Source organism: Pseudomonas sp. BTN1 (assembly GCF_001907715.1).
Taxonomy (GTDB): Bacteria; Pseudomonadota; Gammaproteobacteria; order Pseudomonadales; family Pseudomonadaceae; genus Aquipseudomonas; species Aquipseudomonas paracarnis.
This window is the reverse complement of record NZ_MPBM01000057.1, coordinates 1-22,956: the sequence shown is the minus strand read 5'-3', so window position 1 is coordinate 22,956 and position 22,956 is coordinate 1. Positions and strand designations below refer to the sequence as shown.

The 22,956-nt window shown below is 60.4% G+C and carries 27 protein-coding genes; 23 read left to right on the top strand and 4 right to left on the bottom strand.

Annotated elements, in window-relative coordinates; all coding sequences use genetic code 11:
• Positions 1–26: 26 nt before the first annotated feature.
• The 20 genes from BMH52_RS24920 to BMH52_RS24825 all read left to right on the top strand — a co-directional run bounded on the left by BMH52_RS24920 (position 27) and on the right by BMH52_RS24825 (position 17,672).
• Entirely contained in the window at positions 27–557 is a 531-nt protein-coding gene (locus BMH52_RS24920) for a YceD family protein (RefSeq protein ID WP_003175611.1), read from the top strand.
• Between the two features lie 13 nt (positions 558–570).
• Complete coding sequence (gene rpmF, locus BMH52_RS24915; RefSeq protein ID WP_003179396.1) at positions 571–753, top strand: 50S ribosomal protein L32; 183 nt, start codon at positions 571–573, stop codon at positions 751–753.
• A 4-nt stretch (positions 754–757) separates the two neighbouring features.
• Positions 758–1,768 carry a phosphate acyltransferase PlsX gene (gene plsX, locus BMH52_RS24910; protein ID WP_073845386.1) on the top strand — a complete coding sequence of 337 codons (1,011 nt, stop codon included), beginning with the start codon at positions 758–760 and terminating at the stop codon, positions 1,766–1,768.
• Between the two features lie 126 nt (positions 1,769–1,894).
• Positions 1,895–2,833 carry an ACP S-malonyltransferase gene (fabD, locus tag BMH52_RS24905; protein WP_014719563.1) on the top strand — a complete coding sequence of 313 codons (939 nt, stop codon included), beginning with the start codon at positions 1,895–1,897 and terminating at the stop codon, positions 2,831–2,833.
• Positions 2,834–2,857: 24 nt separating this feature from the next.
• Positions 2,858–3,601 carry a 3-oxoacyl-ACP reductase FabG gene (fabG, locus tag BMH52_RS24900; RefSeq protein WP_005790544.1) on the top strand — a complete coding sequence of 248 codons (744 nt, stop codon included), beginning with the start codon at positions 2,858–2,860 and terminating at the stop codon, positions 3,599–3,601.
• Positions 3,602–3,792: 191 nt separating this feature from the next.
• Positions 3,793–4,029, top strand: a complete 237-nt coding sequence (acpP, locus tag BMH52_RS24895; RefSeq protein WP_003175607.1) for an acyl carrier protein — start codon at positions 3,793–3,795, stop codon at positions 4,027–4,029.
• 111 nt (positions 4,030–4,140) lie between these two features.
• A complete protein-coding gene (gene fabF, locus BMH52_RS24890) occupies positions 4,141–5,385 on the top strand; it encodes a beta-ketoacyl-ACP synthase II (protein WP_014719562.1) in 1,245 nt (414 codons plus the stop codon).
• A complete protein-coding gene (gene pabC, locus BMH52_RS24885) occupies positions 5,385–6,200 on the top strand; it encodes an aminodeoxychorismate lyase (protein WP_014719561.1) in 816 nt (271 codons plus the stop codon). The genes fabF and pabC overlap by 1 nt, the downstream gene beginning before the upstream one ends.
• A gap of 1 nt (position 6,201) precedes the next feature.
• Complete coding sequence (gene mltG / locus BMH52_RS24880) at positions 6,202–7,338, top strand: endolytic transglycosylase MltG (RefSeq protein ID WP_073845384.1); 1,137 nt, start codon at positions 6,202–6,204, stop codon at positions 7,336–7,338.
• Between the two features lie 19 nt (positions 7,339–7,357).
• Positions 7,358–7,990, top strand: coding sequence for a dTMP kinase (tmk, locus tag BMH52_RS24875; RefSeq protein WP_014719559.1), 633 nt, complete (start codon positions 7,358–7,360; stop codon positions 7,988–7,990).
• A complete protein-coding gene (locus BMH52_RS24870) occupies positions 7,983–8,972 on the top strand; it encodes a DNA polymerase III subunit delta' (RefSeq protein ID WP_073845382.1) in 990 nt (329 codons plus the stop codon). Before tmk ends, BMH52_RS24870 begins: the two co-directional genes overlap by 8 nt.
• 62 nt (positions 8,973–9,034) lie before the next feature.
• Positions 9,035–9,820, top strand: a complete 786-nt coding sequence (locus BMH52_RS24865; RefSeq protein WP_073845380.1) for a TatD family hydrolase — start codon at positions 9,035–9,037, stop codon at positions 9,818–9,820.
• A gap of 445 nt (positions 9,821–10,265) precedes the next feature.
• The gene (locus BMH52_RS24860; RefSeq protein ID WP_003189287.1) at positions 10,266–10,931 is read left to right on the top strand and encodes a TetR/AcrR family transcriptional regulator; all 666 of its coding nucleotides are present in this window, start codon (positions 10,266–10,268) and stop codon (positions 10,929–10,931) included.
• 139 nt (positions 10,932–11,070) lie between these two features.
• Positions 11,071–12,039, top strand: a complete 969-nt coding sequence (locus BMH52_RS24855; protein ID WP_019817203.1) for a GTP 3',8-cyclase MoaA — start codon at positions 11,071–11,073, stop codon at positions 12,037–12,039.
• A 111-nt stretch (positions 12,040–12,150) separates the two neighbouring features.
• On the top strand, positions 12,151–12,756 hold the full coding sequence (locus BMH52_RS24850) for a DUF4823 domain-containing protein (protein WP_019817202.1): 606 nt from the start codon (positions 12,151–12,153) through the stop codon (positions 12,754–12,756).
• Positions 12,757–12,772: 16 nt separating this feature from the next.
• A complete protein-coding gene (locus BMH52_RS24845) occupies positions 12,773–13,333 on the top strand; it encodes a DUF1285 domain-containing protein (protein ID WP_014719554.1) in 561 nt (186 codons plus the stop codon).
• Positions 13,334–13,403: 70 nt separating this feature from the next.
• On the top strand, positions 13,404–14,117 hold the full coding sequence (locus BMH52_RS24840; protein WP_014719553.1) for a GntR family transcriptional regulator: 714 nt from the start codon (positions 13,404–13,406) through the stop codon (positions 14,115–14,117).
• Positions 14,114–15,115, top strand: a complete 1,002-nt coding sequence (locus BMH52_RS24835) for an ADP-ribosylglycohydrolase family protein (RefSeq protein WP_073845378.1) — start codon at positions 14,114–14,116, stop codon at positions 15,113–15,115. The genes BMH52_RS24840 and BMH52_RS24835 overlap by 4 nt, the downstream gene beginning before the upstream one ends.
• Before the next feature lie 186 nt (positions 15,116–15,301).
• A complete protein-coding gene (locus BMH52_RS24830; protein WP_014719551.1) occupies positions 15,302–16,768 on the top strand; it encodes a cytosine permease in 1,467 nt (488 codons plus the stop codon).
• Entirely contained in the window at positions 16,761–17,672 is a 912-nt protein-coding gene (locus BMH52_RS24825; protein WP_073845376.1) for a PfkB family carbohydrate kinase, read from the top strand. Before BMH52_RS24830 ends, BMH52_RS24825 begins: the two co-directional genes overlap by 8 nt.
• 54 nt (positions 17,673–17,726) lie before the next feature.
• On the opposite strand, the gene BMH52_RS24820 is transcribed toward BMH52_RS24825, so the two are convergent.
• From BMH52_RS24820 to BMH52_RS24805, 4 genes are all read right to left on the bottom strand, one after another.
• Entirely contained in the window at positions 17,727–18,107 is a 381-nt protein-coding gene (locus BMH52_RS24820; protein ID WP_073845374.1) for a Rho termination factor N-terminal domain-containing protein, read from the bottom strand.
• 48 nt (positions 18,108–18,155) lie between these two features.
• The gene (locus BMH52_RS24815) at positions 18,156–18,422 is read right to left on the bottom strand and encodes a hypothetical protein (protein WP_014719548.1); all 267 of its coding nucleotides are present in this window, start codon (positions 18,420–18,422) and stop codon (positions 18,156–18,158) included.
• Between the two features lie 51 nt (positions 18,423–18,473).
• Positions 18,474–18,812: a hypothetical protein gene (locus BMH52_RS24810; protein WP_020301899.1), complete on the bottom strand. Its 339-nt coding sequence runs from the start codon at positions 18,810–18,812 to the stop codon at positions 18,474–18,476.
• An 85-nt stretch (positions 18,813–18,897) separates the two neighbouring features.
• Positions 18,898–20,094 carry an MFS transporter gene (locus BMH52_RS24805; protein WP_073845372.1) on the bottom strand — a complete coding sequence of 399 codons (1,197 nt, stop codon included), beginning with the start codon at positions 20,092–20,094 and terminating at the stop codon, positions 18,898–18,900.
• 188 nt (positions 20,095–20,282) lie between these two features.
• Between BMH52_RS24805 and BMH52_RS24800 the strand changes: the two genes are divergently transcribed.
• From BMH52_RS24800 to BMH52_RS24790, 3 genes are all read left to right on the top strand, one after another.
• On the top strand, positions 20,283–20,762 hold the full coding sequence (locus BMH52_RS24800) for a GNAT family N-acetyltransferase (protein ID WP_010208407.1): 480 nt from the start codon (positions 20,283–20,285) through the stop codon (positions 20,760–20,762).
• 237 nt (positions 20,763–20,999) lie between these two features.
• Entirely contained in the window at positions 21,000–21,821 is an 822-nt protein-coding gene (locus tag BMH52_RS24795) for an SDR family oxidoreductase (protein ID WP_014719545.1), read from the top strand.
• A 32-nt stretch (positions 21,822–21,853) separates the two neighbouring features.
• Positions 21,854–22,834: a substrate-binding domain-containing protein gene (locus tag BMH52_RS24790; protein WP_014719544.1), complete on the top strand. Its 981-nt coding sequence runs from the start codon at positions 21,854–21,856 to the stop codon at positions 22,832–22,834.
• The last annotated feature ends 122 nt before the right edge of the window (positions 22,835–22,956 follow it).

Here is a 22,956-nt window from a genome sequence, read left to right as displayed (position 1 = left end):
GGGTGCATCCCTATAATGCTGCGCCTATGTTGAATGACCCGATTCCACCTCACGTTGACCCGCGCAAATTGGCTGATCGTGGCACCACCCTTCAAGGTGAAGTGCTGCTGGCCGATTTGGAGAGACTCTGCGACCCGCTTTCCGACACTGTCGGTACGGTGCAGGCGAAATTCGTTTTTGAACGAGATGAACGTAAATCTGTGGTAATCCACAGCGTTATCGACACCGAAGTCAAAATGGTTTGCCAGCGTTGTCTTGAGCTGGTCACCCTGCCGATCCACAGCGAATGCAGTTATGCTGTGGTGAAAGAGGGTGCGAATACCCAGTCGTTGCCGAAAGGTTATGACGTGCTGGAACTGGGCGAAGATCCATTGGATCTGCATGCACTGATCGAGGAGGAGCTTTTGCTCGCCTTGCCCATTGTGCCTGCTCATCATCCGGAAGAATGCCAGCAGCCGGAGGGTCTCGATGACGAGGCCGAGCCGAGCGAGGACGAGGTAACGCGGTCCAACCCGTTCAGTGTATTGGCGCAGTTAAAGCGTGACCCAAACGTTTAGGAGTTAATCAATTATGGCTGTTCAGCAGAACAAAAAATCCCGCTCCGCCCGTGACATGCGCCGTTCGCACGACGCTCTCGAGGCTAGCACCCTGTCCGTGGAAAAGACCACTGGTGAAGTTCACCTGCGTCACCACGTATCGCCAGAAGGCGTATACCGTGGCCGTAAAGTGATCGACAAGGGCGCTGACGAGTAATCACTTGTCTGCTCAAGTCATCGCGATTGACGCAATGGGCGGGGACTTCGGTCCCCGCAGCATTGTTCAGGCTTGCATTGCCAGCCTGTCTGCAACGCCCTCGCTGCACCTGACCCTCGTCGGTCAACCCTCCCTACTTGAAGAACTGATTGCCAGCCATCCGGCGGTGGATCGCGCGCGCCTGACGATTACGCCAGCCAGCGAAACCATCAGCATGGATGAAAAGCCGGCGGTTGCCCTGCGTGGCAAACCCGATTCTTCTATGCGGGTGGCCCTTGAGTTGTTGCGTGATGGCAAGGTGCAAGCCTGTGTCAGCGCCGGCAACACGGGCGCGTTGATGGCCTTGTCACGGCATGTGCTCAAAACCTTGCCAGGTATTGATCGGCCGGCGATGGTGGCGGCGATCCCGACGCAGAAGGGCTATTGCCAGTTGCTGGACCTGGGCGCCAATGTCGATTGCAGTGCCGAGCACCTGTTGCAATTTGCCGTAATGGGCTCGGTGGCCGCCGAGGCGCTGGGCGTGCCCCGACCCCGGATTGCCCTGCTGAATATCGGCACTGAGGACATCAAGGGCAACCAGCAAGTCAAGCTTGCCGCTACCTTGCTACAAAGCGCGCGGGGTTTGAACTACATCGGCTTTGTTGAAGGTGATGGTTTGTACCGTGGCGAAGCTGACGTGGTGGTGTGCGACGGCTTTGTCGGCAATATTCTGCTCAAGTCCAGCGAAGGCCTGGCGACCATGATCGCCACGCGTATCGAAGCTTTGTTCAAGCGCAACCTGGCGTCACGTATAGTGGGGGCCTTGGCGCTGCCCCTGATGCGACGCTTGCAGGCCGACCTGGCGCCCGCACGGCACAACGGTGCAAGCTTTCTTGGCTTGCAGGGCATTGTGGTGAAAAGCCACGGTTCGGCCGGGGTGCTGGGCTTTCAAAGTGCAATTGCACGGGCCTTGATCGAGATTCAAGAGAACCTGCCGCAACGCTTGCACGGCCGTCTCGAGGATCTGTTGCCTTAGGCGAATTGGCCCGGGAGTGCTTAAATGTGACCGGCCAGTTCAATTGACCATCCAATCTGTCAGTTTCGTTCGCTCCCACCGTAGGCGCGAGCATTTTTGACGACCAGATCATTAGGGGCTTGTTACATGTCTACATCCCTCGCATTCGTCTTTCCAGGGCAGGGTTCGCAGTCCCTCGGCATGTTGGCCGAGTTGGGCGCGCAATACCCGCTGATCCTGGACACCTTCAAGGAAGCTTCTGACGCCCTGGGTTACGACCTGTGGGCACTGACCCAGCAAGGGCCGGAAGCGCTGCTCAACCAAACCGATAAAACCCAGCCGGCCATCCTGACCGCCTCGATCGCCCTGTGGCGCTTGTGGTTGGCAGAAGGCGGCGCGCGCCCTGCATTCGTCGCGGGTCACAGCCTGGGCGAATACAGCGCCCTGGTGGCCGCGGGCAGCCTGACCTTGGCTGAAGCGGTCAAGCTGGTCGAGCGTCGTGGTCAACTGATGCAAGAAGCCGTTCCGGCCGGGCAGGGCGGCATGGCCGCTATCCTGGGCCTGGACGACGCGGTGGTGATCGAGGCCTGCGCCGAAGCGGCGCAAGGCGAAGTGGTCAGCGCGGTGAACTTCAACTCCCCAGGCCAGGTGGTGATCGCCGGCGCCAAGGCAGCTGTCGAACGTGCCATCGAGGGTTGCAAGGCCCGTGGCGCCAAGCGTGCCCTGCCATTGCCGGTGAGCGTACCGTCCCATTGTGAGCTGATGCGCCCGGCGGCAGAGCGGTTTGCCGAGTCTATCGCTGCCATCAACTGGCAAGCGCCTCAGATCCCGCTGGTGCAGAACGTCAGTGCGGCCGTGGCCGCCGACCTCGACACCCTCAAGCGCGACCTGTTGGAGCAACTGTACAAGCCAGTGCGCTGGGTTGAATCGGTCCAGACCCTGGCCGCCAACGGTGCCACCGAGCTGGTCGAGTGCGGCCCGGGCAAAGTCCTGGCCGGCTTGAACAAGCGCTGCGCCGACGGTGTGTCGACCGCCAACCTCAATACCCCAGAAGCCTTCGCTGCCGCTCGCGCGGCACTGGCCTGAATCCCGTACTTAGGAGAAGCCTGCATGAGTCTGCAAGGTAAAGTTGCACTGGTTACCGGCGCAAGCCGTGGCATTGGCCAAGCGATCGCCCTGGAGCTGGGCCGTCAGGGCGCCGTTGTGATTGGCACCGCCACCTCTGCCTCGGGCGCCGAGCGTATCGCCGCGACCTTGAAGGAAAACGGCGTGCAGGGCACCGGCCTGGAACTGAATGTAACCAGCGATGAGTCCGTAGCTGCCGTATTGGCCGAGATCACTGCACAGTTCGGCGCGCCGGCAATTCTGGTGAACAACGCCGGGATCACCCGTGACAACCTGATGATGCGCATGAAAGACGACGAGTGGTACGACGTGGTCGATACCAACCTGAACAGTCTGTTTCGCCTGTCCAAGGGCGTTTTGCGCGGCATGACCAAGGCGCGTTGGGGCCGAATTATCAATATTGGCTCCGTAGTGGGTGCCATGGGCAACGCAGGCCAAGTAAACTACGCTTCCGCCAAGGCCGGTCTGGAAGGTTTCAGCCGTGCACTGGCACGTGAAGTCGGTTCGCGGTCGATTACGGTTAACTCGGTGGCCCCAGGGTTCATCGACACCGATATGACCCGTGAACTGCCGGAAGCACAGCGCGAAGCCTTGCTGACGCAGATTCCGCTGGGCCGTCTGGGCCAGGCTCAAGAGATTGCGAATGTGGTCACTTTCCTGGCATCCGACGGTGCGGCATACGTGACTGGGGCTACAATCCCGGTTAACGGCGGGATGTACATGAGTTAAATTGTGACGGATCGCTTCAAAAAAATGTCATACGAGCTGTCTAAAATCCGTTATAAAGCTGCAACTTAATTTATAGGCAGGTGGCCGACCGGGTACAGGGTGAAGCTTTCAGTTGAAAAGCTGAAATGGCTTTCTATACACTTACCCACTGGCCAGCTGCCTGAATTTGTCCATTAGGAGTTAAACAAGGTATGAGCACCATCGAAGAGCGCGTCAAGAAAATCGTCGCCGAGCAACTGGGCGTTAAGGAAGAAGAAGTGGTCAACACTGCTTCCTTCGTAGAAGACCTGGGTGCCGATTCCCTTGACACCGTTGAGCTGGTGATGGCTCTGGAAGAGGAATTCGAGACCGAAATCCCGGACGAAGAAGCTGAAAAAATCACTACTGTTCAAGCTGCCATCGACTACGTTACTAGCCACCAGGCGTAATAGTTTGTAGTCGTCGCTTGCTGTCAGGGAAAAACCGCACTGCTGTAACGGCGTGCGGTTTTTTCTTTAGCGGCGATGAAAAAGTGTCGTCATTAGAAAAAGGAGAGTGCTGTGTCGCGTAGACGCGTCGTAGTCACCGGTATGGGTATGTTGTCGCCACTGGGTACGGATGTGCCGAGCAGTTGGCAGGGCATTCTGGCTGGCCGCAGTGGTATTGGTCTGATCGAACATACGGACCTTTCTGCCTATTCCACCCGTTTTGGCGGCTCGGTAAAGGGCTTCAATGTCGAGGAATATCTCTCGATCAAAGAGTCCCGCAAGCTCGACCTGTTCATTCAGTACGGCCTGGCTGCCGGTTTTCAGGCAGTGCGTAACGCCGGCCTGGAAGTCACCGACGCCAACCGTGACCGCATCGGTGTGGCCATGGGTTCGGGTATTGGCGGTCTGACCAATATCGAAGAAACCAGCCGCACGCTGCATGAGACTGGCCCACGTCGAATTTCACCGTTCTTCGTACCGGGCTCGATCATCAATATGATTTCCGGCTTCCTGTCCATCCATCTGGGGGCACAGGGGCCTAACTACGCGATTTCAACGGCGTGCACCACAGGCACCCACTGCATCGGTATGGCGGCGCGCAACATTGCCTACGACGAAGCCGATGTGATGATCGCCGGCGGAGCCGAAATGGCCGCGTGCGGCCTGGGCATGGGCGGCTTCGGCGCGTCCCGTGCGCTGTCGACCCGCAATGACGAGCCGACCCGTGCCAGCCGTCCGTGGGACAAAGGCCGTGACGGCTTCGTGCTCTCCGACGGTGCCGGTGCGCTGGTGCTTGAAGAGTTGGAGCACGCCAAGGCGCGTGGCGCCACCATCTACGCCGAGCTGATCGGGTTCGGCATGAGCGGTGACGCGTACCACATGACTTCACCGCCGTCCGACGGAGCGGGTGCTGCGCGTTGCATCACCAATGCCCTGCGCGATGCGAAGGTCAACCCCGACCAGGTGCAGTACATCAACGCCCATGGCACTTCGACCCCGACTGGCGACTTGGCGGAAGCCGAGGCCATCAAGTCGGTGTTCGGTGAGCATGCCTACAAGCTGGCGGTCAGCTCCACCAAGTCCATGACCGGCCACCTGCTGGGTGCGGCGGGCGCGGTCGAGGCGATCTTCAGTGTGATGGCCATCAAGGACCAGGTTGCTCCGCCAACTATCAACCTTGATGAGCCGGACGAAGGCTGCGACTTGAACTTCGTGCCGCACGAAGCGCAACCGATGCCAATCGACGTGGTGATCTCCAACTCGTTCGGGTTTGGTGGTACCAACGGCTCCCTGGTGTTCCGCCGGTTCGCCGAGTGATGCACAGCTGGGTCGACGGTCAGCCAGCGGACAGCGTGCCCCTGAAAGATCGCGGCCTGGCCTATGGCGATGGGGTGTTCGAGACCATCGCCGTCAAGGCCGGGCAGCCGTTGCTGCTCGACCGTCACCTGCAACGCCTGGAAGAGGGTTGCAGGCGTTTGGCATTGGTGGTGGATCACGGGTTGATTCGCCACGAAGTGCTGAGCTTCGCCGCCGCCCTTGGCGACGGTATTCTCAAATTGATCCTCACCCGTGGCGACAGCTTGCGCGGTTATGGCATCAACCCTGGCGCCCCGGTGCGCCGTATTTTGCAGGGCAGTGCGCCCGCTGCTTATCCCCTTGCCCACGAAGTCGACGGCGTCCGCCTGTTTGCGTGTGCCACGCGCTTGGCGCAGCAGCCGCTGCTGGCCGGTATCAAGCACCTCAATCGGCTGGAGCAGGTGATCGCGCGTGCCGAATGGCAAGATACCGAACATGCCGAAGGCCTGATGCTGGACATGTCTGGTCGGGTGATCGAAGGCATATTCAGCAACCTTTTCCTGGTACGCAACGGCTTGTTACTAACCGCTGATCTGAGCCGTTGTGGCGTTGCCGGCGTAATGCGCGCCGAAGTGCTGGCCCAGGCACAAGCGCTGGGCGTCCCGGTGGCCGTGGCCGACATCAGTGTTGAGCAGTTGCAACAGGCCGATGAAGTCTTCGTCTGCAACAGCGTATATGGCATTTGGCCGGTGCGTGGTTGCGCTGCGATGAGCTGGCCGGTTGGGCCGCTCACCCGTAAACTGCAGGGCATTGTTCGCGCGCTATTGGATATTTGAGTTGATACGAAAACTGGTGTTACTGCTGCAGATCAGCCTGGTCTCGGCGGCTTTGCTCGTGGGCTTTTCGGCCTGGAAACTCGACTCTGCCCTCAAGCAGCCCCTGAAGCTGCCTCAGGAGCAGTTGCTCGACGTACCTGCTGGCGCTACGCCGACGGGCACCTTCAACCGTCTGGAAGCCGACGGCGTGCTCGACGATGCATTCTGGTTGCGTCTGTACTGGCGCTTCAACCTCGAAGGCCAGCCATTGCACAGCGGCGAGTACCGCATGAGCCCGGGCCTTACCGCCGAGGGTTTGATCGGCCTGTGGCAGCGCGGCGAAGTGGTGCAGTACAGCCTGACCTTGGTGGAGGGCTGGAATTTCCGTCAGGTGCGCACCGCCCTGGCCAAGCATGAAAAGATCGTGCAGACCCTCGCGGGCCTGACTGACAGCGAAGTGATGGATAAGCTCGGCCACCTAGGTGTGTTTCCTGAAGGGCGGTTCTTCCCCGACACCTACCGTTTTGTCCGCGGCATGACCGATGTCGAGTTCCTGAAAAAAGCCTACAACCGCCTGGACGATGTACTCGCCCAGGAGTGGAGCAAGCGTGCCGCCGACGCGCCCTACACCGACCCTTACCAAGCACTGATAATGGCGTCGCTGGTAGAAAAGGAGACCGGTGTGCCCCAGGAGCGCGGGCAGATTGCCGGTGTGTTTGTGCGTCGCCTGAAGATCGGTATGCTGCTGCAGACCGACCCCACCGTGATCTACGGCCTGGGTGAGCGCTACAACGGTAAATTGACCCGTGCCCATCTCAAGGAAGCCAACCCCTACAACACCTATATGGTCGCCGGCCTGCCGCCCACGCCCATCGCAATGGTCGGTCGCGAGGCAATCCATGCAGCGCTGAACCCGGTACCGGGCAGCAGCCTGTATTTCGTCGCCCGTGGTGATGGCAGCCATATATTCTCGGATGACCTGGATGCGCATAATGCCGCCGTGCGTGAGTTCCAGCTCAAGCGCCGTGCCGATTACCGTTCCAGTCCGACGCCTGTGGTGAAACCGCTGGAAGATTCGGCACCTGCCAGTGATGCACCCACCCCCGACGCACCGATCGAGCCCGCGCCGGACACTACCGCGCCGCAAAGCCCGCAATGACTCTGACTAAGGACTGCCTGTGACTGGCTTGTTTATTACCCTGGAAGGCCCGGAAGGTGCCGGCAAAAGCACTAACCGTGACTACTTGGCCGAGCGCCTGCGTGCGCAGGGCATCGAGGTGGTGCTGACCCGTGAGCCGGGCGGTACGCCTTTGGCTGAGCGCATCCGTGAAGTCCTGCTGGCCCCGGGTGACGAGCCGATGAACCCGGACACCGAGTTGCTCCTGGTGTTTGCTGCCCGTGCCCAGCACCTGGCCGAAGTGATTCGCCCGGCCCTGGCGCGGGGTGCGGTGGTGATCTGCGACCGGTTTACCGACTCCACCTACGCCTACCAGGGTGGCGGGCGGGGTTTGTCCCTGGAGCGCATCGCCACCCTGGAAACCTTCGTGCAAGGCGATCTGCGCCCCGACCTGACCCTGTTGTTCGACCTGCCGGTGGAAGTGGGCATGGCCCGCGCCAGTGCGCGAGGTCGCCTGGATCGCTTCGAGTTGGAAGGCCAAGCCTTCTTTGATGCGGTGCGCAGTGCTTTCCTGCAGCGCGCCAAGGCTGAGCCCACACGTTATTACCTATTGGACGCCGCCCAGCCGCTGAGTCAGGTGCAACAGGCTATCGACGCGCTGCTGCCCACTCTGTTGGAGCGTAGCCGTGGCTGAGTCCTACCCGTGGCAGGACGGCCTCTGGCAGCAACTGGCAGGGCGCGCCCAGCACGCCCACGCCTATCTGCTGCATGGGCCGGTGGGCATCGGTAAACGCCACCTCGCCGAACGCCTGATGGGCAGCCTGTTGTGCCAACGCCCTGTCAACCTGGAGGCGTGTGGCGAGTGCAAGTCCTGCCTGTTGCTCAAGGCTGGCAGTCACCCGGACAATTATGTGCTGGAACCCGAGGAAGCGGACAAGGCCATCAAGGTCGACCAGGTGCGCGACCTGGTGAGCTTCGTGGTGCAGACCGCGCAAATGGGCGGGCGCAAAGTGGTGCTGATCGAGCCGGTCGAGGCGATGAACATCAACGCGGCCAACGCCTTGCTCAAAAGCCTTGAAGAGCCGTCCGGCGATACCGTGCTGTTGCTGGTGAGCCACCAGTCCAGCCGCTTGTTGCCGACCATTCGCAGCCGTTGCGTGCAGCAGGCTTGCCCGTTGCCCAGCGAGGACATGAGCCTGCAATGGCTGGCGCAGGCGTTGCCGGAATGCAGCGCAGAAGAACGAGGCGAGTTGCTGACCCTGGCGGCCGGTTCGCCTTTGGCGGCAGTGAAGCTGCAGGCTCAGGGCGTGCGCGAACAGCGTGCACTGGTCGTGGATGGCGTGAAGAAACTGCTCAAGCAGGAATTGTCCGCCACGCAACTGGCCGAAAGCGCCTGGAAGGACATTCCGCTATTGCTGCTGTTCGACTGGTTTTGCGACTGGTCCAGCCTGATCCTGCGCTACCAGCTTACCCAGGATGAGCAAGGCCTGGGCCCGGCGGATATGCGCAAGGTCGTGCAATACCTGGCGCAAAAAAGTGCCCAAGACAAGCTGCTGAACATCCAGGACTGGATCCTCGCCCAGCGCCAGAAAGTCCTCGGCAAGGCCAACCTCAACCGCGTGCTGTTGCTCGAGGCATTGTTGGTGCAGTGGGTCGGCCTGCTCGGGCGCCGTTAAATTCCGTGGCTGACGGGTGTATCGTTGGCCCTACCTCTTTTGTGACTTAAGCTCAGATTCCTATGCTCGTAGATTCTCATTGCCACCTTGATCGCCTCGACCTTGCCCAGCACGGTGGCTCCCTCGACGCCGCCCTTGAAGCTGCCCGCCAGCGTGGGGTAGGGCACTTCCTGTGCATTGGCGTCAGCGCCGACAACGCCGCCGACGTCAAAGCCCTGGCTGATCGCTATGCCGACGTAGACTGCTCGGTGGGTATTCACCCGTTGGACCTCAAGCCTGGCGAAGCGCCGGCTCTGGACTGGCTACTGGGCGAACTCAACCACCCGCGGGTGGTGGCCATTGGCGAAACCGGCCTGGACTATCACTACGAGCCTGAAGCTGCCGAGTTGCAGCAGGCCTCGTTCCGCTTGCACCTGCAAGCCGCCCAGCAGACGGGCAAGCCGGTGATCGTCCACACCCGAGGTGCCCGTGCCGATACCCTGGCCTTGCTACGTGAAGCCGCGTTGCCGCAGGCTGGCGTGTTGCATTGCTTTACCGAAGACTGGGACATGGCAAAGGCGGCCCTGGACCTGGGGTTCTATATTTCCCTGTCGGGTATCGTCACCTTCCGCAATGCCGACGCGCTGCGCGATGTGGCCCGCCAGGTGCCTGCAGACCGCCTGCTGGTGGAAACCGACTCGCCGTACCTGGCGCCCATCCCCCATCGCGGCAAACCGAACTTGCCCGAATATGTACGTGATGTGGCTGATTACCTGGCGATGCTGCGCGGCGAGTCGTACGAACACTTTGCCGAGCAGACTACCGAGAACTTCAAGCGCCTGTTCCCGCTGGCCCACCTAGCCGGTTAGAGCGGCCGAATTCCAGGCAAAAAAAACCCGGGTTCTGGGGGGTGAATCCGGGCTAAGACCATTAGGAGTAAAACAAGGGCACGCAGTCCGTCGGTACCCAGGTCGACGCGTCACTTGGGGGAGATGTCGCGCCGACAGTTGAAGTATTGACCACTATCCTATTCAGTCCAGTCGTGATTGATCGTTTTTTAAACAGATTTGGAATACGCGGCCTTCGCTTGAGTTCTCATTGCGCTGATGGGCAGGTTCAGGTGTTGCGTATTATTTCTGACTGATAACGGCGAAATCGTTGGCGCATTGAAAGTTATGTGCCTGGCGGGTTCACATAGACATTGCCCAACGACCGTTCAGTCGGGATAATCCCTCGCACCGGGTAAATCGTATCGCCACGTATCCATGGCCCTGCGCAACCCTCCCTATTTCCGACCTTTGCAGACTCTTCCTCATGCACAAAGAACCCCGTAAGGTCCGTGAATTTCGCCGCCGTGAGCAGGAAATTCTCGACACCGCGCTCAAGCTGTTCCTCGAACAAGGTGAAGACAGCGTCACCGTCGAGATGATTGCGGATGCCGTGGGTATCGGCAAAGGCACGATCTACAAACACTTCAAATCCAAGGCCGAAATCTACCTGCGCCTGATGCTCGACTACGAGCGTGATTTGAACGAGTTGCTGCACTCGGCGGATGTCGACAAAGACAAGGAAGCCCTGTCCCGCGCTTACTTCGAGTTCCGCATGCGTGACCCGCAGCGTTACCGCCTGTTCGATCGCCTGGAAGAGAAGGTGGTCAAAGGTCACCAGGTGCCGGAGATGGTCGAGGAGCTGCACAAGATCCGCGCCTCGAACTTCGAACGCCTGACCCTGCTGATCAAGGGGCGTATCAGCGAAGGCAAGCTTGAAGACGTGCCACCGTATTTCCACTACTGCGCCGCCTGGGCCTTGGTGCATGGCGCTGTGGCGCTGTACCACTCGCCGTTCTGGAGCAATGTGCTGGAAGACCAGGAAGGTTTCTTCCAGTTCCTGATGGACATTGGTGTGCGCATGGGCAACAAGCGCAAGCACAGCCCTGAACTGCCGGGCGCCGAGAAGAGCGGCGAAACCCCTGCCACCTAAGTCATTCGCCACAGTGATGGCGCAATGATTTACTGCCAGGCGCAGTAACCCAGGAATATACTCAGGCAAGGACCTTGCTAAAAGCTGAGTTATGAGTCAGCTTTTAGCGCGCCCGAATTATCCTCTGCCGGAGTGATCCATGATCGTTGATCGTCAAGGCAGGCGTTTTCGCAATTTGCGGATCAGCCTGACTTCAGCCTGCAATTATGCGTGTACCTATTGCGTGCCTGACGGCAAGCGGCTGGTGGCTGCCCAGGATGAACTGTCGGCCGAGGCCATGGCCCGAGGCGTGGCTTACCTGATAGAAGCGGCGGGTATCGAGCGCTTGCGCATTACCGGCGGTGAGCCGTTGGTCAGCCCCAAGTTGGAAGCCTTCATGGGGGCGGTAGGGCAGATGGGCCTGAGCGACATCAGTCTGACCACCAATGGCCAACTGCTGGCGCGTAAACTGCCGTTGCTGGTGGCCGCTGGTATACGACGCATCAATGTCTCCCTCGACACGCTGGATGCCGACGCTTTCCGCAGCATCGCCCGTGGCGGCGACCTGGCCACCGTGCTCGATGGCATGGACCAGGCCAGTGCTGCCGGGATCAAGATCAAGGTCAATATGGTGCCGTTGCGCGGCCAGAACCTGGACCAGGTGATGCCGCTGCTCGATTACTGCCTGGCGCGAGGCTACGAGCTGCGCTTTATCGAACTGATGCGCATGGGGCACCTGGCCAAAGACTCCAACGCGTTCCTGCAACAGTTTGTCAGCTTGCAACAGCTGCTCAGCTTGATCGGCGAGCAACACGAATACCTGCAAGCCAACGCACCCGTCGATGCGACGGCGGTACGCTACGAAGTGCCGGGCAAGGGCTTCTTCGGTGTGATCGCCAACGAGAGCGTACCGTTCTGCCGCACCTGTTCGCGATTGCGGTTGTCCTCTACTGGTTGGCTGCATGGCTGCCTGTCGTCCAGCAATCGCCATTATGTCGGTGACTTGCTCGATCAGCCGCGCCATCAAGCGTTGCCAGCGTTGCAGGGCTTGTTGATGAAAGCCTTGGCCGACAAGCAGGAAGTGGCGTTCTCCGGCGGTGCCACGATCATGAAGATCATTGGTGGCTAAGGTAGACATTGCGGGTTCACACATTTGATTTGTGGCGCAGCTGACTGGCGCGGATTCTGCATCCCACGCCCCATTCGCCGGTTTCCTGTCACCGGCCTCTGGAGGATTAGGATGCGTAGTCTGGTTTTGCTGCTGGCGTCATTGGCCCTGGGTGGTTGCATGACCGTCAGTGATATGGCCGAAGGCACCCGCTATCAGATGAGCGATGCCGGACTGCTCGATCACAGCGATACGCGCCGTACTGCCTCGGTGCGCATACAGCCGGACTCCTTTGTGTTTATCGCCCAGGGCGCCTTCGTGCCGCCGGGCAGCGCCTACCCGCGGCCCAATGTGGTGGCCGAGGAAGCCTTCAATGGCTTCGTCGAATATTTCCCCATGGTGCGTCGCGCCCGCCAGCCGGAAGGTCTTGAACAGGCCATGACCGAAGCCCGTGCCGCCGGTGCTCATTACCTGCTGTATTGCCGCTTTGCGGCAGCCGATGACCGTATCGGCAACGCCGACGAGTGGACCGACCAACAAGCCCTGGACCGCCTTGGCCTGGACAGCGGGGTGATCCAAGTCATGTTGATCGAGACCAGCACCCAGTATTTGATTGATACTGCACGTATTCGCAGTCGTGGCGGTTTACTGACGTTCCACGACACATCGCCACAAGATTTGATCGCCCGCCCCCTGGCGCAATACGCCCGCGGTTTGCTGGGTATGAGTGATCAGTAAGACAGAGGAGCCCGCCATGACCGATTCCGCCAAGGCCAATGATTTATTGGCCCAACTGCCCAAGGGCAAGGGGCCGGCACCGGTGCATCTGTGGAACCCGGATTTCTGCGGCAACATCGACATGCGCATCGCCCGCGATGGCACCTGGTTCTACCAGGGCACACCCATCGGGCGAAAGCCGATGGTCAAGCTGTTCTCCAACATCATCCGCCGCGATGGCGATGATTATTTCCTGGTGACGCCCGTGGAGAAGGTCGGCATCCGTGTCGATGATGCGCCGTTTGTCGCAGTGACCCTGGATGTGCAAGGGCAGGGCGAAAGCCAGGTATTGCGCTTTACCACCAACGTCGACGAACAGCTCGAGGCAGGCCTCGAACACCCGCTGCGGGTGGTGACCGACCCCATCACCCAGGAACCAGCCCCCTATGTGCGCGTTCGCACCAACCTCGAAGCCCTCGTGCATCGCAACGTTTTTTACCAGTTGGTGGAGCTGGCGGTGAGCCGTCCGATCAACGGTCAGAACTGGCTTGGCGTCTGGAGCGGCGGGGAGTTTTTCCCCATCGGCCTGGAGCCCTGAGGCGGTTTTTGTCTTCAGCCTGAAATAATCCTCTTGCGGTAAACGCGGGCTTTCGGTTATCAATTTGTACATGATTAGACATGTTCGATTTGATAAGAAAAAACGCGTCGTCGATGAGCTCATCCGCCGTATCGAAGGTGGCGTCATGGCCGACGGTTTCCTATTGCCGGGCGAGCACCAACTGGCCGAGGAGTTTGCGGTCAGCCGGGGCACGCTGCGCGAGGCGCTGGCCGAGCTCAAACGTCGCAACTACATCGCCACCCAAAGCGGCGTCGGTTCGATTGTCACCTTTGACGGCATGGTGTTGGACCAACGCAGCGGTTGGGCCCAGGCCCTGGCCGATACGGGGGCCCAAGTAAGCACCGATACCCTGCGTTTCGAGACCGTGACGCGCCCGGATCTGTTCAGCCGTTTCGGCACCGACCAGTTCATTACCCTCGACCGCCTCCGGCGCACGGCTGACGGTATAGCGGTGTCGCTGGAACGCTCGTTGATGCCGGCCGTTGGCGACCTGGAAAACCTGCCCCACATTGGGCTGATCGATAATTCCCTGACCATCACCCTGGCCGCCTACGGCTACGTCGGGGCCGACGGCGACCAGTGGATCGGTGCCGAACCCCTGAGTGATGAAGACGCCGAATTACTCGGGCGCCCCAGCGGTACGGTATTTCTCAAGGCGTCGCGCACCACCTATGATCGTCGCGAGCGTTTCATGGAGCATGTCGAAAGCCTGCTTGACCCGTTGCACTTTCGCCTGCATCTGCAGTTTGGAGCGTCGAAATGAGCCGAGAAAATCGCGCACTTGGCGCCTTTTATGGCCTGGCCCTGGGCGATGCCTTGGGCATGCCCACCCAATCCTTGAGCCGCGAACAGGTTCAACAGCGCTTCGGTGCTATCACCGCCTTGGAAGACGCCGACGCGGACCAGCCAATTGCGCCCAACATGCCTGCCGGTTCCATCACCGATGACACCGAACAAGCCATCCTGGTTGCCGAGTTACTGGTGCAAGGCCAGGGCCAGATCGAGCCCGCCGTGCTTGCCCAGCGCCTGATCGACTGGGAAGCGGGGATGCGCGCCAAGGGTTCCCAGGACTTGCTCGGGCCGTCCACCAAGCGCGCGATCGACATGATCCTCGCCGGCCATACCCCGGAAGAATCCGGGCGCTACGGCACTACCAATGGCGCGGCCATGCGCATTACCCCGGTGGGCATCGCCGTCGATGTTGGCGACCCGGGGCGGTTTGTCCAGGCGGTGATCCAGGCGTGCCAGGTCACGCATAACACCAGCCTGGGTATTTCCAGCGCTGCGGCCGTGGCGGCGGTGGTCTCGGCAGGCATCAATGGCGTGGACCTGGGGGAAGCCCTGAATATCGGCACCCAGATTGCCCGACAGGCTGAAAGCCATGGTCACTGGATCGCGGGCGGACGCATTTCTACCCGCATCAGTTGGGCTCGCACCTTGAGCGTCGGCAGCGGCGACAAAGCGTTGTTTGCCGACCTGCTTTACGAGTTGATCGGTACTTCGGTGGCTTCCCAGGAATCGGTGGTGGTCTCGTTTGCCTTGGCCCAGCAAGTGGCGTCAGGTGATATGAATGCCTTCGAAGCCCTGTGCCTGGCGGCCAGCCTGGGCGGCGACACCGACACCATTGCCGCGATTCTCGGCGCCATGCTGGGGGCGTGCCTGGGCATGCAGTGCTGGCCTGAGGCGTTGGTTGAACAGGTCAAGCGGGTCAATGGATTGGATGTGCAACCCTTGGTCCAAGGGTTGTTGGCCTTGCGATAAACACAAATCTGATGTGAGAGCTGGCTTGCCTGCGTAGCGGTTTTCCAGTGGCCGCTGGGCGGGTTGCCCCACCGCAATCGCAGGCAAGCCAGCTCCCACATTCAAAAGCGTTGAGTCAGGAAGACTGGATAAAGATTCGACTCGCTGCCACAACCACAACAATACAGGCACCAGGAGCACCCTTTCATGAGCAGTCCCTCTTCCGGCCAAAGCGCCGGGCAACTGGAAACACGCGGCATCGAGCCGGTCCCGGAAGGTGAGTGCAACGGCCATCCGCTGCAACTGTTCTGGGTGTGGTTCGCGGCCAATATCAGCATCCTCGGTTTGCCCCTTGGTGCAACGCTGGTGGCGTTTCGTGGCTTGGCCATCTGGCAGGCGATCATCGTCGCGATTCTTGGCGCCGCTGGCTCCTTTGCCGTGGTTGGCATTATCTCCATTGCCGGTCGCCGTGGTCGCGCGCCCAGCCTGACCTTGTCCCGCGCCATCTTCGGCGTGCGCGGCAATATCGGCCCGACCTTGGTGTCGCTGATGTCGCGCCTGGGTTGGGAAACCGTCAACACCACCACCGCAGCCTTCGTGTTGTTGTCGTTGAGCTCTATCCTGTTCGGCTCGGCAGTGGAGGCCAAGAGCGCGCCGCTGCTCACCCTGATCTTCATTGCCATCTTCGTGCTGCTGACCCTGGCCGTATCGGGCCTCGGCCACGCCACGTTGTTGGTGATCCAGAAGTGGGCGACCTACGTATTCGGCGGCCTGAACATTCTGGTGGGCGGCTTTCTGTGCGCCACCATCGACTGGAGTGCGGTGTTCAACGCCACCCCGGCGCCGTTGAGCGCGATGATCATTGGCGTAGGCACCATGGCCGCCGGCACCGGCATTGGTTGGGCCAACGCCGGTGCCGATATGTCGCGCTACCAGCACCGCAGCGTCAAGGCTGTACGCCTGGTGGCCAGCGCCGCTTTTGGCGCGGGTATTCCGCTGGTGTTGCTGATTACCCTGGGCGGCCTGCTGTCGGTGGGCAACAACGACCTGGCGTCGGCCACCGATCCGATCATCGCAATCCGCGACATGCTGCCGACCTGGATGGCGGTGCCTTACCTGATCACCGCGTTCGGCGGGCTGTTGCTGTCAAACAACCTGTCGGTGTATTCGGCCGGTCTGACGACGTTGACCCTGGGTTTGAAGGTCAAGCGCGTGCACGCGGTGATTGTCGATATCGTCGCGATCTTTGCTGGCTCCATCTATTTCATGCTGATCGCCGACAGCTTCTATGGCCCGTTCATCACCTTCATTTCGCTGCTGGCGGTGCCGATTACGGCGTGGGTCGGGATCTTCGTGGTCGACTTGATTCACCGTCATTACTACAGCCCCACCGACCTGCTGGACGTCAGCCCCAGCAGTGCCTACTGGTATCGCGGCGGTGTGGAGTGGCGTGCATTTGGCGCCTGGGCCGTGGCCATTGTGCTGGGGTTCAGCTTCACCACCATCGGCACCACCGCCGAAAACATCTGGTTTGCCGGGCCGTTGTCCGACTCCTGGCTGGGCCATAACGGCCTGGGCTGGATCGTGACCTTCCTGGTAGCCGGCGGACTATATGCAGTACTGGGCGGCGCGGCTGACCGTCGTCCTGCTTTAGCAGAGAGCGCCAATGTCTAGATTGCTGCATACCGGCCAGGTCATTGTCGACCTGGTCATGGGCCTCGACACCCTGCCGGCAAGCGGCGGTGACGTGCTGGCCAACTCCGCCAGTTTCCAGGTCGGTGGCGGTTTCAACGTAATGGCTGCGGCGCGGCGCAATGGGTTGCCGGTGGTTTACCTGGGTCGCCATGGCGAAGGGCGCTTTGGCGAGCTGGCGCGCACCGCGATGCAGGCCGAAGGTATTGAAATGACCTTGGCGGCCAGCGCTGGCAAAGATACCGGGTTGTGCGTGTCGCTGACTGAAGCGAGCACCGAACGCACCTTCATTTCCCATCTCGGCGCCGAGGGTGAGCTGAGCGCCGACGACTTGGCTCAGATCGTCCCGCGTGTTGATGATTATGTGTACGTCAGTGGCTACAGCTTGCTGCTTGAAGGTAAGGCACAGCCGTTGCTTGACTGGCTGCTGGCGCTGCCGCGAGAGATCGTGGTGGTGTTCGACCCAGGCCCGCTGGTCAAGGCGCCGGACTCGGCGTTGATGCGCGCGTTGTTGCCGCGTATCGACATCTGGACCAGCAATGGCCCTGAAGCCCTCGCGTTTACCGGGGCGGCGGATATGAGTCAGGCGCTGCCCATGCTGAGTCAGCACGTGCAGGCACTGCTGGTTGTGCGTGATGGGCCAAATGGTTGCTGGGTAGGGCGTGGGGCACAGACTGAGCATGTACCTGGCTTCAAGGTTAAGGCGGTGGACAGCAATGGTGCGGGGGATGCGCATGCAGGGGTATTTATTGCCGGGTTGGCGAAGGGCTTGAAACCGGTTGAGGCGGCGCGTCGAGCGAACGCAGCGGCGGCATTGGCGGTAACCCGCTGGGGGCCGGCCACCTCACCTGGCGTCACCGAAGTCGACGCATTGCTGGCTGAATAAATACGCACAACCCTGTGGGAGCGAGCAAGCCCGCTCCCACAAGGGGTTCTGCGTTTAACCTGCTTTTTTCAGGGCTTGGATCAACTCATCTTTGCGCATGGTCGAGCGTCCCGGAATATTCTTTTCCCGCGCTTCTTTCATCAAACTTTCCTTGGTCTGCGTACCCAGCGAAGCCCCACTGCTGCGTGGGTGGCCTTCACGGCTGGCAGCGGCACGCTTGGCCGATTCCTGCCGGTCCTGGGCCTTCTTGGCCGGCGCCTTGCCTCGACCTGATCCGCCGGCTCTTTCACCACCGCCAGACTGTTTGTTCACCGTGGCCCAGGCGCGGGCTTCGGCCTCGTCCTTGGGCAGTCCCTTGTGCTCATAACTGTCTTCGATATGAGCGGCCTTGCGTTTCTGTTCGTCGGTGTATTTGGCTTTGCTTCCACGAGGCATCGCTAAAACTCCTTCTGGCCCCGGTCGCGGGGCCAGGCCAGAAATGGATTACTCAGTGCTTTGAGCGTCGAGCTTGCGCGCCTCATCCACACCCGAAGCGGTGAGCTTGATCGGCAGGTTCAACGCGTATTCGCCGGCGTCGTCGGTGGTCACATGCCCATCCTTGATCAGACCGCGGTCCTGCAGGAACGCCAAGACACTGGCGACCTCTTTTTCACCGCGGTAATTGTCCAGCACCTCCTTGCCCAAGCCTTGCGGGTGGGCGTGCAGCAGGCGGGTGAGGACTTCTTTTTCAAGGTTTCTATCGACGTTCATGCGTACCTCTTCACGGGGAAATGGTCGGGCGTTGGTCGTACCAAGGGTGCATCAAGGCGCTGGTTGTTTCTGCGCGCCGGGGATGTTCGAGTCGTCGCCCTTGTTGATCTTCGGCTCATTGTTGCTCGTGCCAGGGCCCATCTTGCCGTTGCCCACGGCCGCCGGTGCCTGGCGCTGGGTGTCGTTGCCTTTGGTGCGCGGGTCAGCGCTGTTGTCGATGATCGCGCCACCGTTGGTGTCCATGCCGGTGCCCATCGATTTTTGCGATTCGGTAGTGGCGTCCGGCGTTGGATCGGTGGGGCCAGTGGTCGAGCTAGCCGCGAAGGCGCTCAAGGACGCGGCAGACAACAGGCCGGTGAGGGCGAGGGCAGCAAATTTGGAATGTTTCATCAGGGTGTCTCCATATAATTAATGTCCTTACCCTGTATTGGTCTGCCCGCGATTGCTGATCGTGCCGGGATGGCGACGAACGGTATCAGGTCACCTGTATCACTTTGTGTGCCGATACCCGGCGCGCTATCAAGCGCGCCACCGTGATCGCCCAATTGAGTGCGGCGATCACCAGTACGCTCAGCATCATTGTCGCAAGGCCGAAGTCGACGATGATCTTGCCTGCGAGCCAGGGAAACCCGAAGACGCCGATAAAGTACGCCAGGCTGAACAGCAACAACGCCTGAGAAGTGGTGCCGCTGGGCGCTTCGTTGGCCACCAGGCCGTTGATCACCGAATACGTCAGGCCATACCCGATCCCTAGCGTGGCGGCGGCGAGCACATAACTGAGGTTGCCGCTGACACCAAACGCGAACAGCGCGATCGCGCCGAACATTACCCCGGATAACACGCAGGCAGCCTGGTACGCATCGCGCTTGACCACGAAACCGGCGATCAGCAGGCGGCTGGTAATAGCCGCTGTCAGGAAACCCGCGAAGAACAGTGAATAGTCCAGCTTATGGGCCACGGCATAGCTGGTCTGGAACGAAGACAGCCCCCCGAATACGCAGCCGCCCAGTCCGACCATCAGGATGGCAAACGCCGCCTTGGAAGACAGGACGCGGCGGCTTGCGCGCCAGGAAATGCTGGCGGTTGGCACATTCGCGTGCTGTCGCAACCGAGAGCCCATGCGCCAGAACATCACCACCCCGGCGAGGCTGGCGAGCCCGGCGATATAGAACGCGGTTGTCAGGGGCAGGTCCAGCGCAGTGGCGGCGCGTCCCAGCAAAGGGCCGGAACCTATGCCGCTCAACATACTGCCCGAGAGCAAGGCGAAATATTTGGCCCGCTGGCGCGGTTCCACCAGCAGCGTCACGATGATCGGGCCCAGGGTATAAAACACGCCCCAGCCCAAACCAAGAGACAATCCAAACAGCATCAAGCCTTGGCCAAACCCTGGCGTCAGGGCAAACCCCAGGCAGGCCACCACCAACAATACGCCGGTGCTTGCAATGGCCCGCGCCGCGCCCAGCGCGTCAGCCAGATGCCCGGAAAGCACGACCGCTACAAAGGTGCTGAGCATCGCCGTGGCAATGACACTGCCCGCGTCGTGTTCATTACCGCCACGGGCATGGATCAGCAGTGACAACAAAAAGGTCGAGCCGTAAGACAGCGACAACAGAAAACTGGCGAGGCAGAACAGCGCGAATGTCTTCGTGCCCACGGGTGGCGTAGCGTGCATGAGCAGGTCTCTGATCGTTGGATTTATGCTCATTGTTTACCATGGGCGTGCGCAGGCTTTGTTCTGTGGTTGCTGATGCTTGCATCACCCCGCGCCGGAGTGAAACGCGCTCGTCGGCATCAATTGCACTGCAAACGGCCATCAAACCGTCTTAGTATGTGGCCTTTGAATTTGCCCAAGGCTCGCCCATGACCATCGAGATTCGCCCCGCCGTGCCCAGCGATGCTGCGCAGATCCTGACCTTTATCACTGAACTTGCCGAGTACGAGAAAGCTCGGCATGAAGTGATCGCCAGCGTGGTGGACATCGAGCGCAGCCTCTTCAGCGAAGGCGCCACGGCCCATGGCCTGATCTGCTTGCGCGACGGCTTGCCGATTGGCTTTGCGGTGTTCTTTTTCAGTTACTCGACGTGGCTGGGCAGTAACTGCCTGTACCTCGAAGACCTGTACATCAACCCGGAGCAACGCGGCGGCGGGGCGGGCAAGAAGTTGTTGCGCCACTTGGCCAAGATCGCCTTTGACAATGGTTGCGGACGCTTTGAATGGAGCGTGCTGGACTGGAACGAGCCCGCGATCGCTTTCTACAAATCCATCGGCGCCCAGCCGCAGGAAGAATGGGTGCGTTATCGCATGGAAGGCGATGCCCTGCGCGACTTCGCCCTGGGCTGAAACCTCTTTCGTATAGTCACTAAAGATCGAATGTGGGAGCGGGCTTGCTCGCGAATGCGGTGTATCAGTCAGCACATGCTTTAACTGACAGACCGCCTTCGCGAGCAAGCCCGCTCCCACATTTTTTCAAGCGCCGCCCATTATATGGGACGATAATTTATATATTGAGATATTTCAGGCGATGGGTTTATAGTCGCCAGCATCAGCACTCACTACAAAAAATAAAAAGGTGAAGCGATGCAGGCGCAACCGTTGTCCCTACCCGCCGTGCCCGAGCCGACTTACGGCGAGCGGCTGAAGAACAAGGTGGTGATCGTCACTGGCGCCGCCCAAGGCATTGGCGAAGCCATCGTTGCCTGTTTCCAGGCCCAGCAGGCGCGGTTGATCATTGCCGATATCCAGGGCGACAAAGTCGAGAAGATCGCCGCTCATTGGCGCGAACACGGTGCGCAGGTTTACGCCCACGCGGTTGATATCACTTCCAAGGATCAGTGGCAGGCATTGGTCAACCTAGCCATCGAGCGCTTTGGCCGTGTGGATGTGCTGGTCAACTGTGCCGGCGTCAACGTGTTCCGTGACCCGCTGGAGATGAGCGACGAGGACTGGCGCCGCTGTTTCGCCATCGACCTCGACGGTGCCTGGTACGGCTGCCGCTCGGTGTTGCCGCACATGATCGAGCAAGGTATCGGCAACATCATCAATATCGCGTCCACCCATTCCAGCCACATCATTCCCGGTTGCTTTCCTTACCCTGTCGCCAAGCACGGCCTGCTCGGCCTCACCCGTGCCCTGGGTATCGAGTACGCGCCCAAAGGCATCCGCGTGAATGCCATCGCCCCCGGCTATATCGAAACCCAGCTCAACGTCGACTACTGGAACGGTTTCCCTGACCCCCACGCCGAACGCCAGCGTGCGTTCGACCTGCACCCGCCCAAACGCATTGGCCAGCCCATCGAAGTGGCCATGACAGCACTGTTTCTGGCGACCGACGAGGCGCCCTTTATCAACGCCACTTGCCTGATGATCGATGGCGGGCGGTCTGTGATGTACCACGACTAAAGCGTTTTTCAATAACAAGAAGGAGGTGGTCCATGTTCAAGCAAACACTCGGTGCCGTGGCACTGGCGATGGCGTTCTGCGGCTGGGTATCGGCTGAAGAAGTGAAGATCGGTTTTCTGGTCAAGCAGGCCGAGGAACCCTGGTTTCAAACGGAGTGGGCATTCGCGGAAAAAGCCGGCAAGGAGCATGGTTTCACCGTGATCAAGATCGCCGTGCCCGATGGCGAAAAGACCTTGTCGGCCATCGACAGCCTGGCCGCCAACGGCGCCAAAGGCTTCGTGATCTGCCCGCCGGACGTGTCCCTGGGCCCTGCGATTGTCGCCAAGGCCAAGGTCAACGGCTTGAAAGTGATGGCCGTGGATGACCGCTTTGTCGATGCCAAGGGCAACTTCATGGAAGACGTGCCGTACCTGGGCATGGCCGCGTTTGAGGTGGGCCAGAAGCAGGGCGCCGCCATGGCCGCCGAAGCGAAAAAACGCGGTTGGGATTGGAAGGACACCTATGCGGTGATCAACACCTTCAACGAACTCGACACCGGCAAGAAACGCACCGACGGCTCGATCAAGTCACTGGAAGAGGCCGGTATTCCCAAGGACCACATCCTCACCGCTGCGCTGAAAACCCTTGATGTTCCCGGCAGCATGGACGCCACCAACTCGGCCCTGGTCAAGTTGCCGAGCGGGGCGAAGAACCTGATCATCGGTGGCATGAACGACAACACCGTACTCGGCGGTGTGCGCGCTACTGAGAGCGCCGGCTTCAAGGCCGCCAACGTGATCGGCATCGGCATCAATGGCACCGACGCCATTGGCGAATTGAAGAAAGCCGACAGCGGCTTCTTCGGTTCCATGCTGCCCAGCCCGCATATCGAGGGCTACAACACCGCGCTGGCGATGTACGAGTGGGTCACCACCGGCAAGGAACCGGCCAAATACACCGCCATGGACGAAGTGACCTTGATCACCCGCGCCAATTTCCAGGAAGAACTGACCAAGATCGGCCTGTGGAAATGAGCGGCGCAGCCCTGCGTTTCAATGGCATCGGCAAGGAGTTTCCTGGTGTGAAAGCCCTGGCGCATATCAGCTTTGAAGCGCGGCCGCATTCGGTGCACGCGCTGATGGGCGAGAACGGCGCA

Bases quoted from the DNA above. Each gene is read 5' to 3' on its own strand.
- BMH52_RS24920 (WP_003175611.1), top strand. From the start codon at position 27: ATGTTGAATGACCCGATTCCACCTCACGTTGACCCGCGCAAATTGGCT.
- rpmF (WP_003179396.1), top strand. From the start codon at position 571: ATGGCTGTTCAGCAGAACAAAAAATCCCGCTCCGCCCGTGACATGCGC.
- fabD (WP_014719563.1), top strand. From the start codon at position 1,895: ATGTCTACATCCCTCGCATTCGTCTTTCCAGGGCAGGGTTCGCAGTCC.
- fabG (WP_005790544.1), top strand. From the start codon at position 2,858: ATGAGTCTGCAAGGTAAAGTTGCACTGGTTACCGGCGCAAGCCGTGGC.
- acpP (WP_003175607.1), top strand. From the start codon at position 3,793: ATGAGCACCATCGAAGAGCGCGTCAAGAAAATCGTCGCCGAGCAACTG.
- pabC (WP_014719561.1), top strand. From the start codon at position 5,385: ATGCACAGCTGGGTCGACGGTCAGCCAGCGGACAGCGTGCCCCTGAAA.
- BMH52_RS24865 (WP_073845380.1), top strand. From the start codon at position 9,035: ATGCTCGTAGATTCTCATTGCCACCTTGATCGCCTCGACCTTGCCCAG.
- BMH52_RS24860 (WP_003189287.1), top strand. From the start codon at position 10,266: ATGCACAAAGAACCCCGTAAGGTCCGTGAATTTCGCCGCCGTGAGCAG.
- BMH52_RS24855 (WP_019817203.1), top strand. From the start codon at position 11,071: ATGATCGTTGATCGTCAAGGCAGGCGTTTTCGCAATTTGCGGATCAGC.
- BMH52_RS24850 (WP_019817202.1), top strand. From the start codon at position 12,151: ATGCGTAGTCTGGTTTTGCTGCTGGCGTCATTGGCCCTGGGTGGTTGC.
- BMH52_RS24845 (WP_014719554.1), top strand. From the start codon at position 12,773: ATGACCGATTCCGCCAAGGCCAATGATTTATTGGCCCAACTGCCCAAG.
- BMH52_RS24840 (WP_014719553.1), top strand. From the start codon at position 13,404: ATGATTAGACATGTTCGATTTGATAAGAAAAAACGCGTCGTCGATGAG.
- BMH52_RS24835 (WP_073845378.1), top strand. From the start codon at position 14,114: ATGAGCCGAGAAAATCGCGCACTTGGCGCCTTTTATGGCCTGGCCCTG.
- BMH52_RS24830 (WP_014719551.1), top strand. From the start codon at position 15,302: ATGAGCAGTCCCTCTTCCGGCCAAAGCGCCGGGCAACTGGAAACACGC.
- BMH52_RS24825 (WP_073845376.1), top strand. From the start codon at position 16,761: ATGTCTAGATTGCTGCATACCGGCCAGGTCATTGTCGACCTGGTCATG.
- BMH52_RS24820 (WP_073845374.1), bottom strand. From the start codon at position 18,107: ATGCCTCGTGGAAGCAAAGCCAAATACACCGACGAACAGAAACGCAAG.
- BMH52_RS24815 (WP_014719548.1), bottom strand. From the start codon at position 18,422: ATGAACGTCGATAGAAACCTTGAAAAAGAAGTCCTCACCCGCCTGCTG.
- BMH52_RS24810 (WP_020301899.1), bottom strand. From the start codon at position 18,812: ATGAAACATTCCAAATTTGCTGCCCTCGCCCTCACCGGCCTGTTGTCT.
- BMH52_RS24805 (WP_073845372.1), bottom strand. From the start codon at position 20,094: ATGCACGCTACGCCACCCGTGGGCACGAAGACATTCGCGCTGTTCTGC.
- BMH52_RS24800 (WP_010208407.1), top strand. From the start codon at position 20,283: ATGACCATCGAGATTCGCCCCGCCGTGCCCAGCGATGCTGCGCAGATC.
- BMH52_RS24795 (WP_014719545.1), top strand. From the start codon at position 21,000: ATGCAGGCGCAACCGTTGTCCCTACCCGCCGTGCCCGAGCCGACTTAC.
- BMH52_RS24790 (WP_014719544.1), top strand. From the start codon at position 21,854: ATGTTCAAGCAAACACTCGGTGCCGTGGCACTGGCGATGGCGTTCTGC.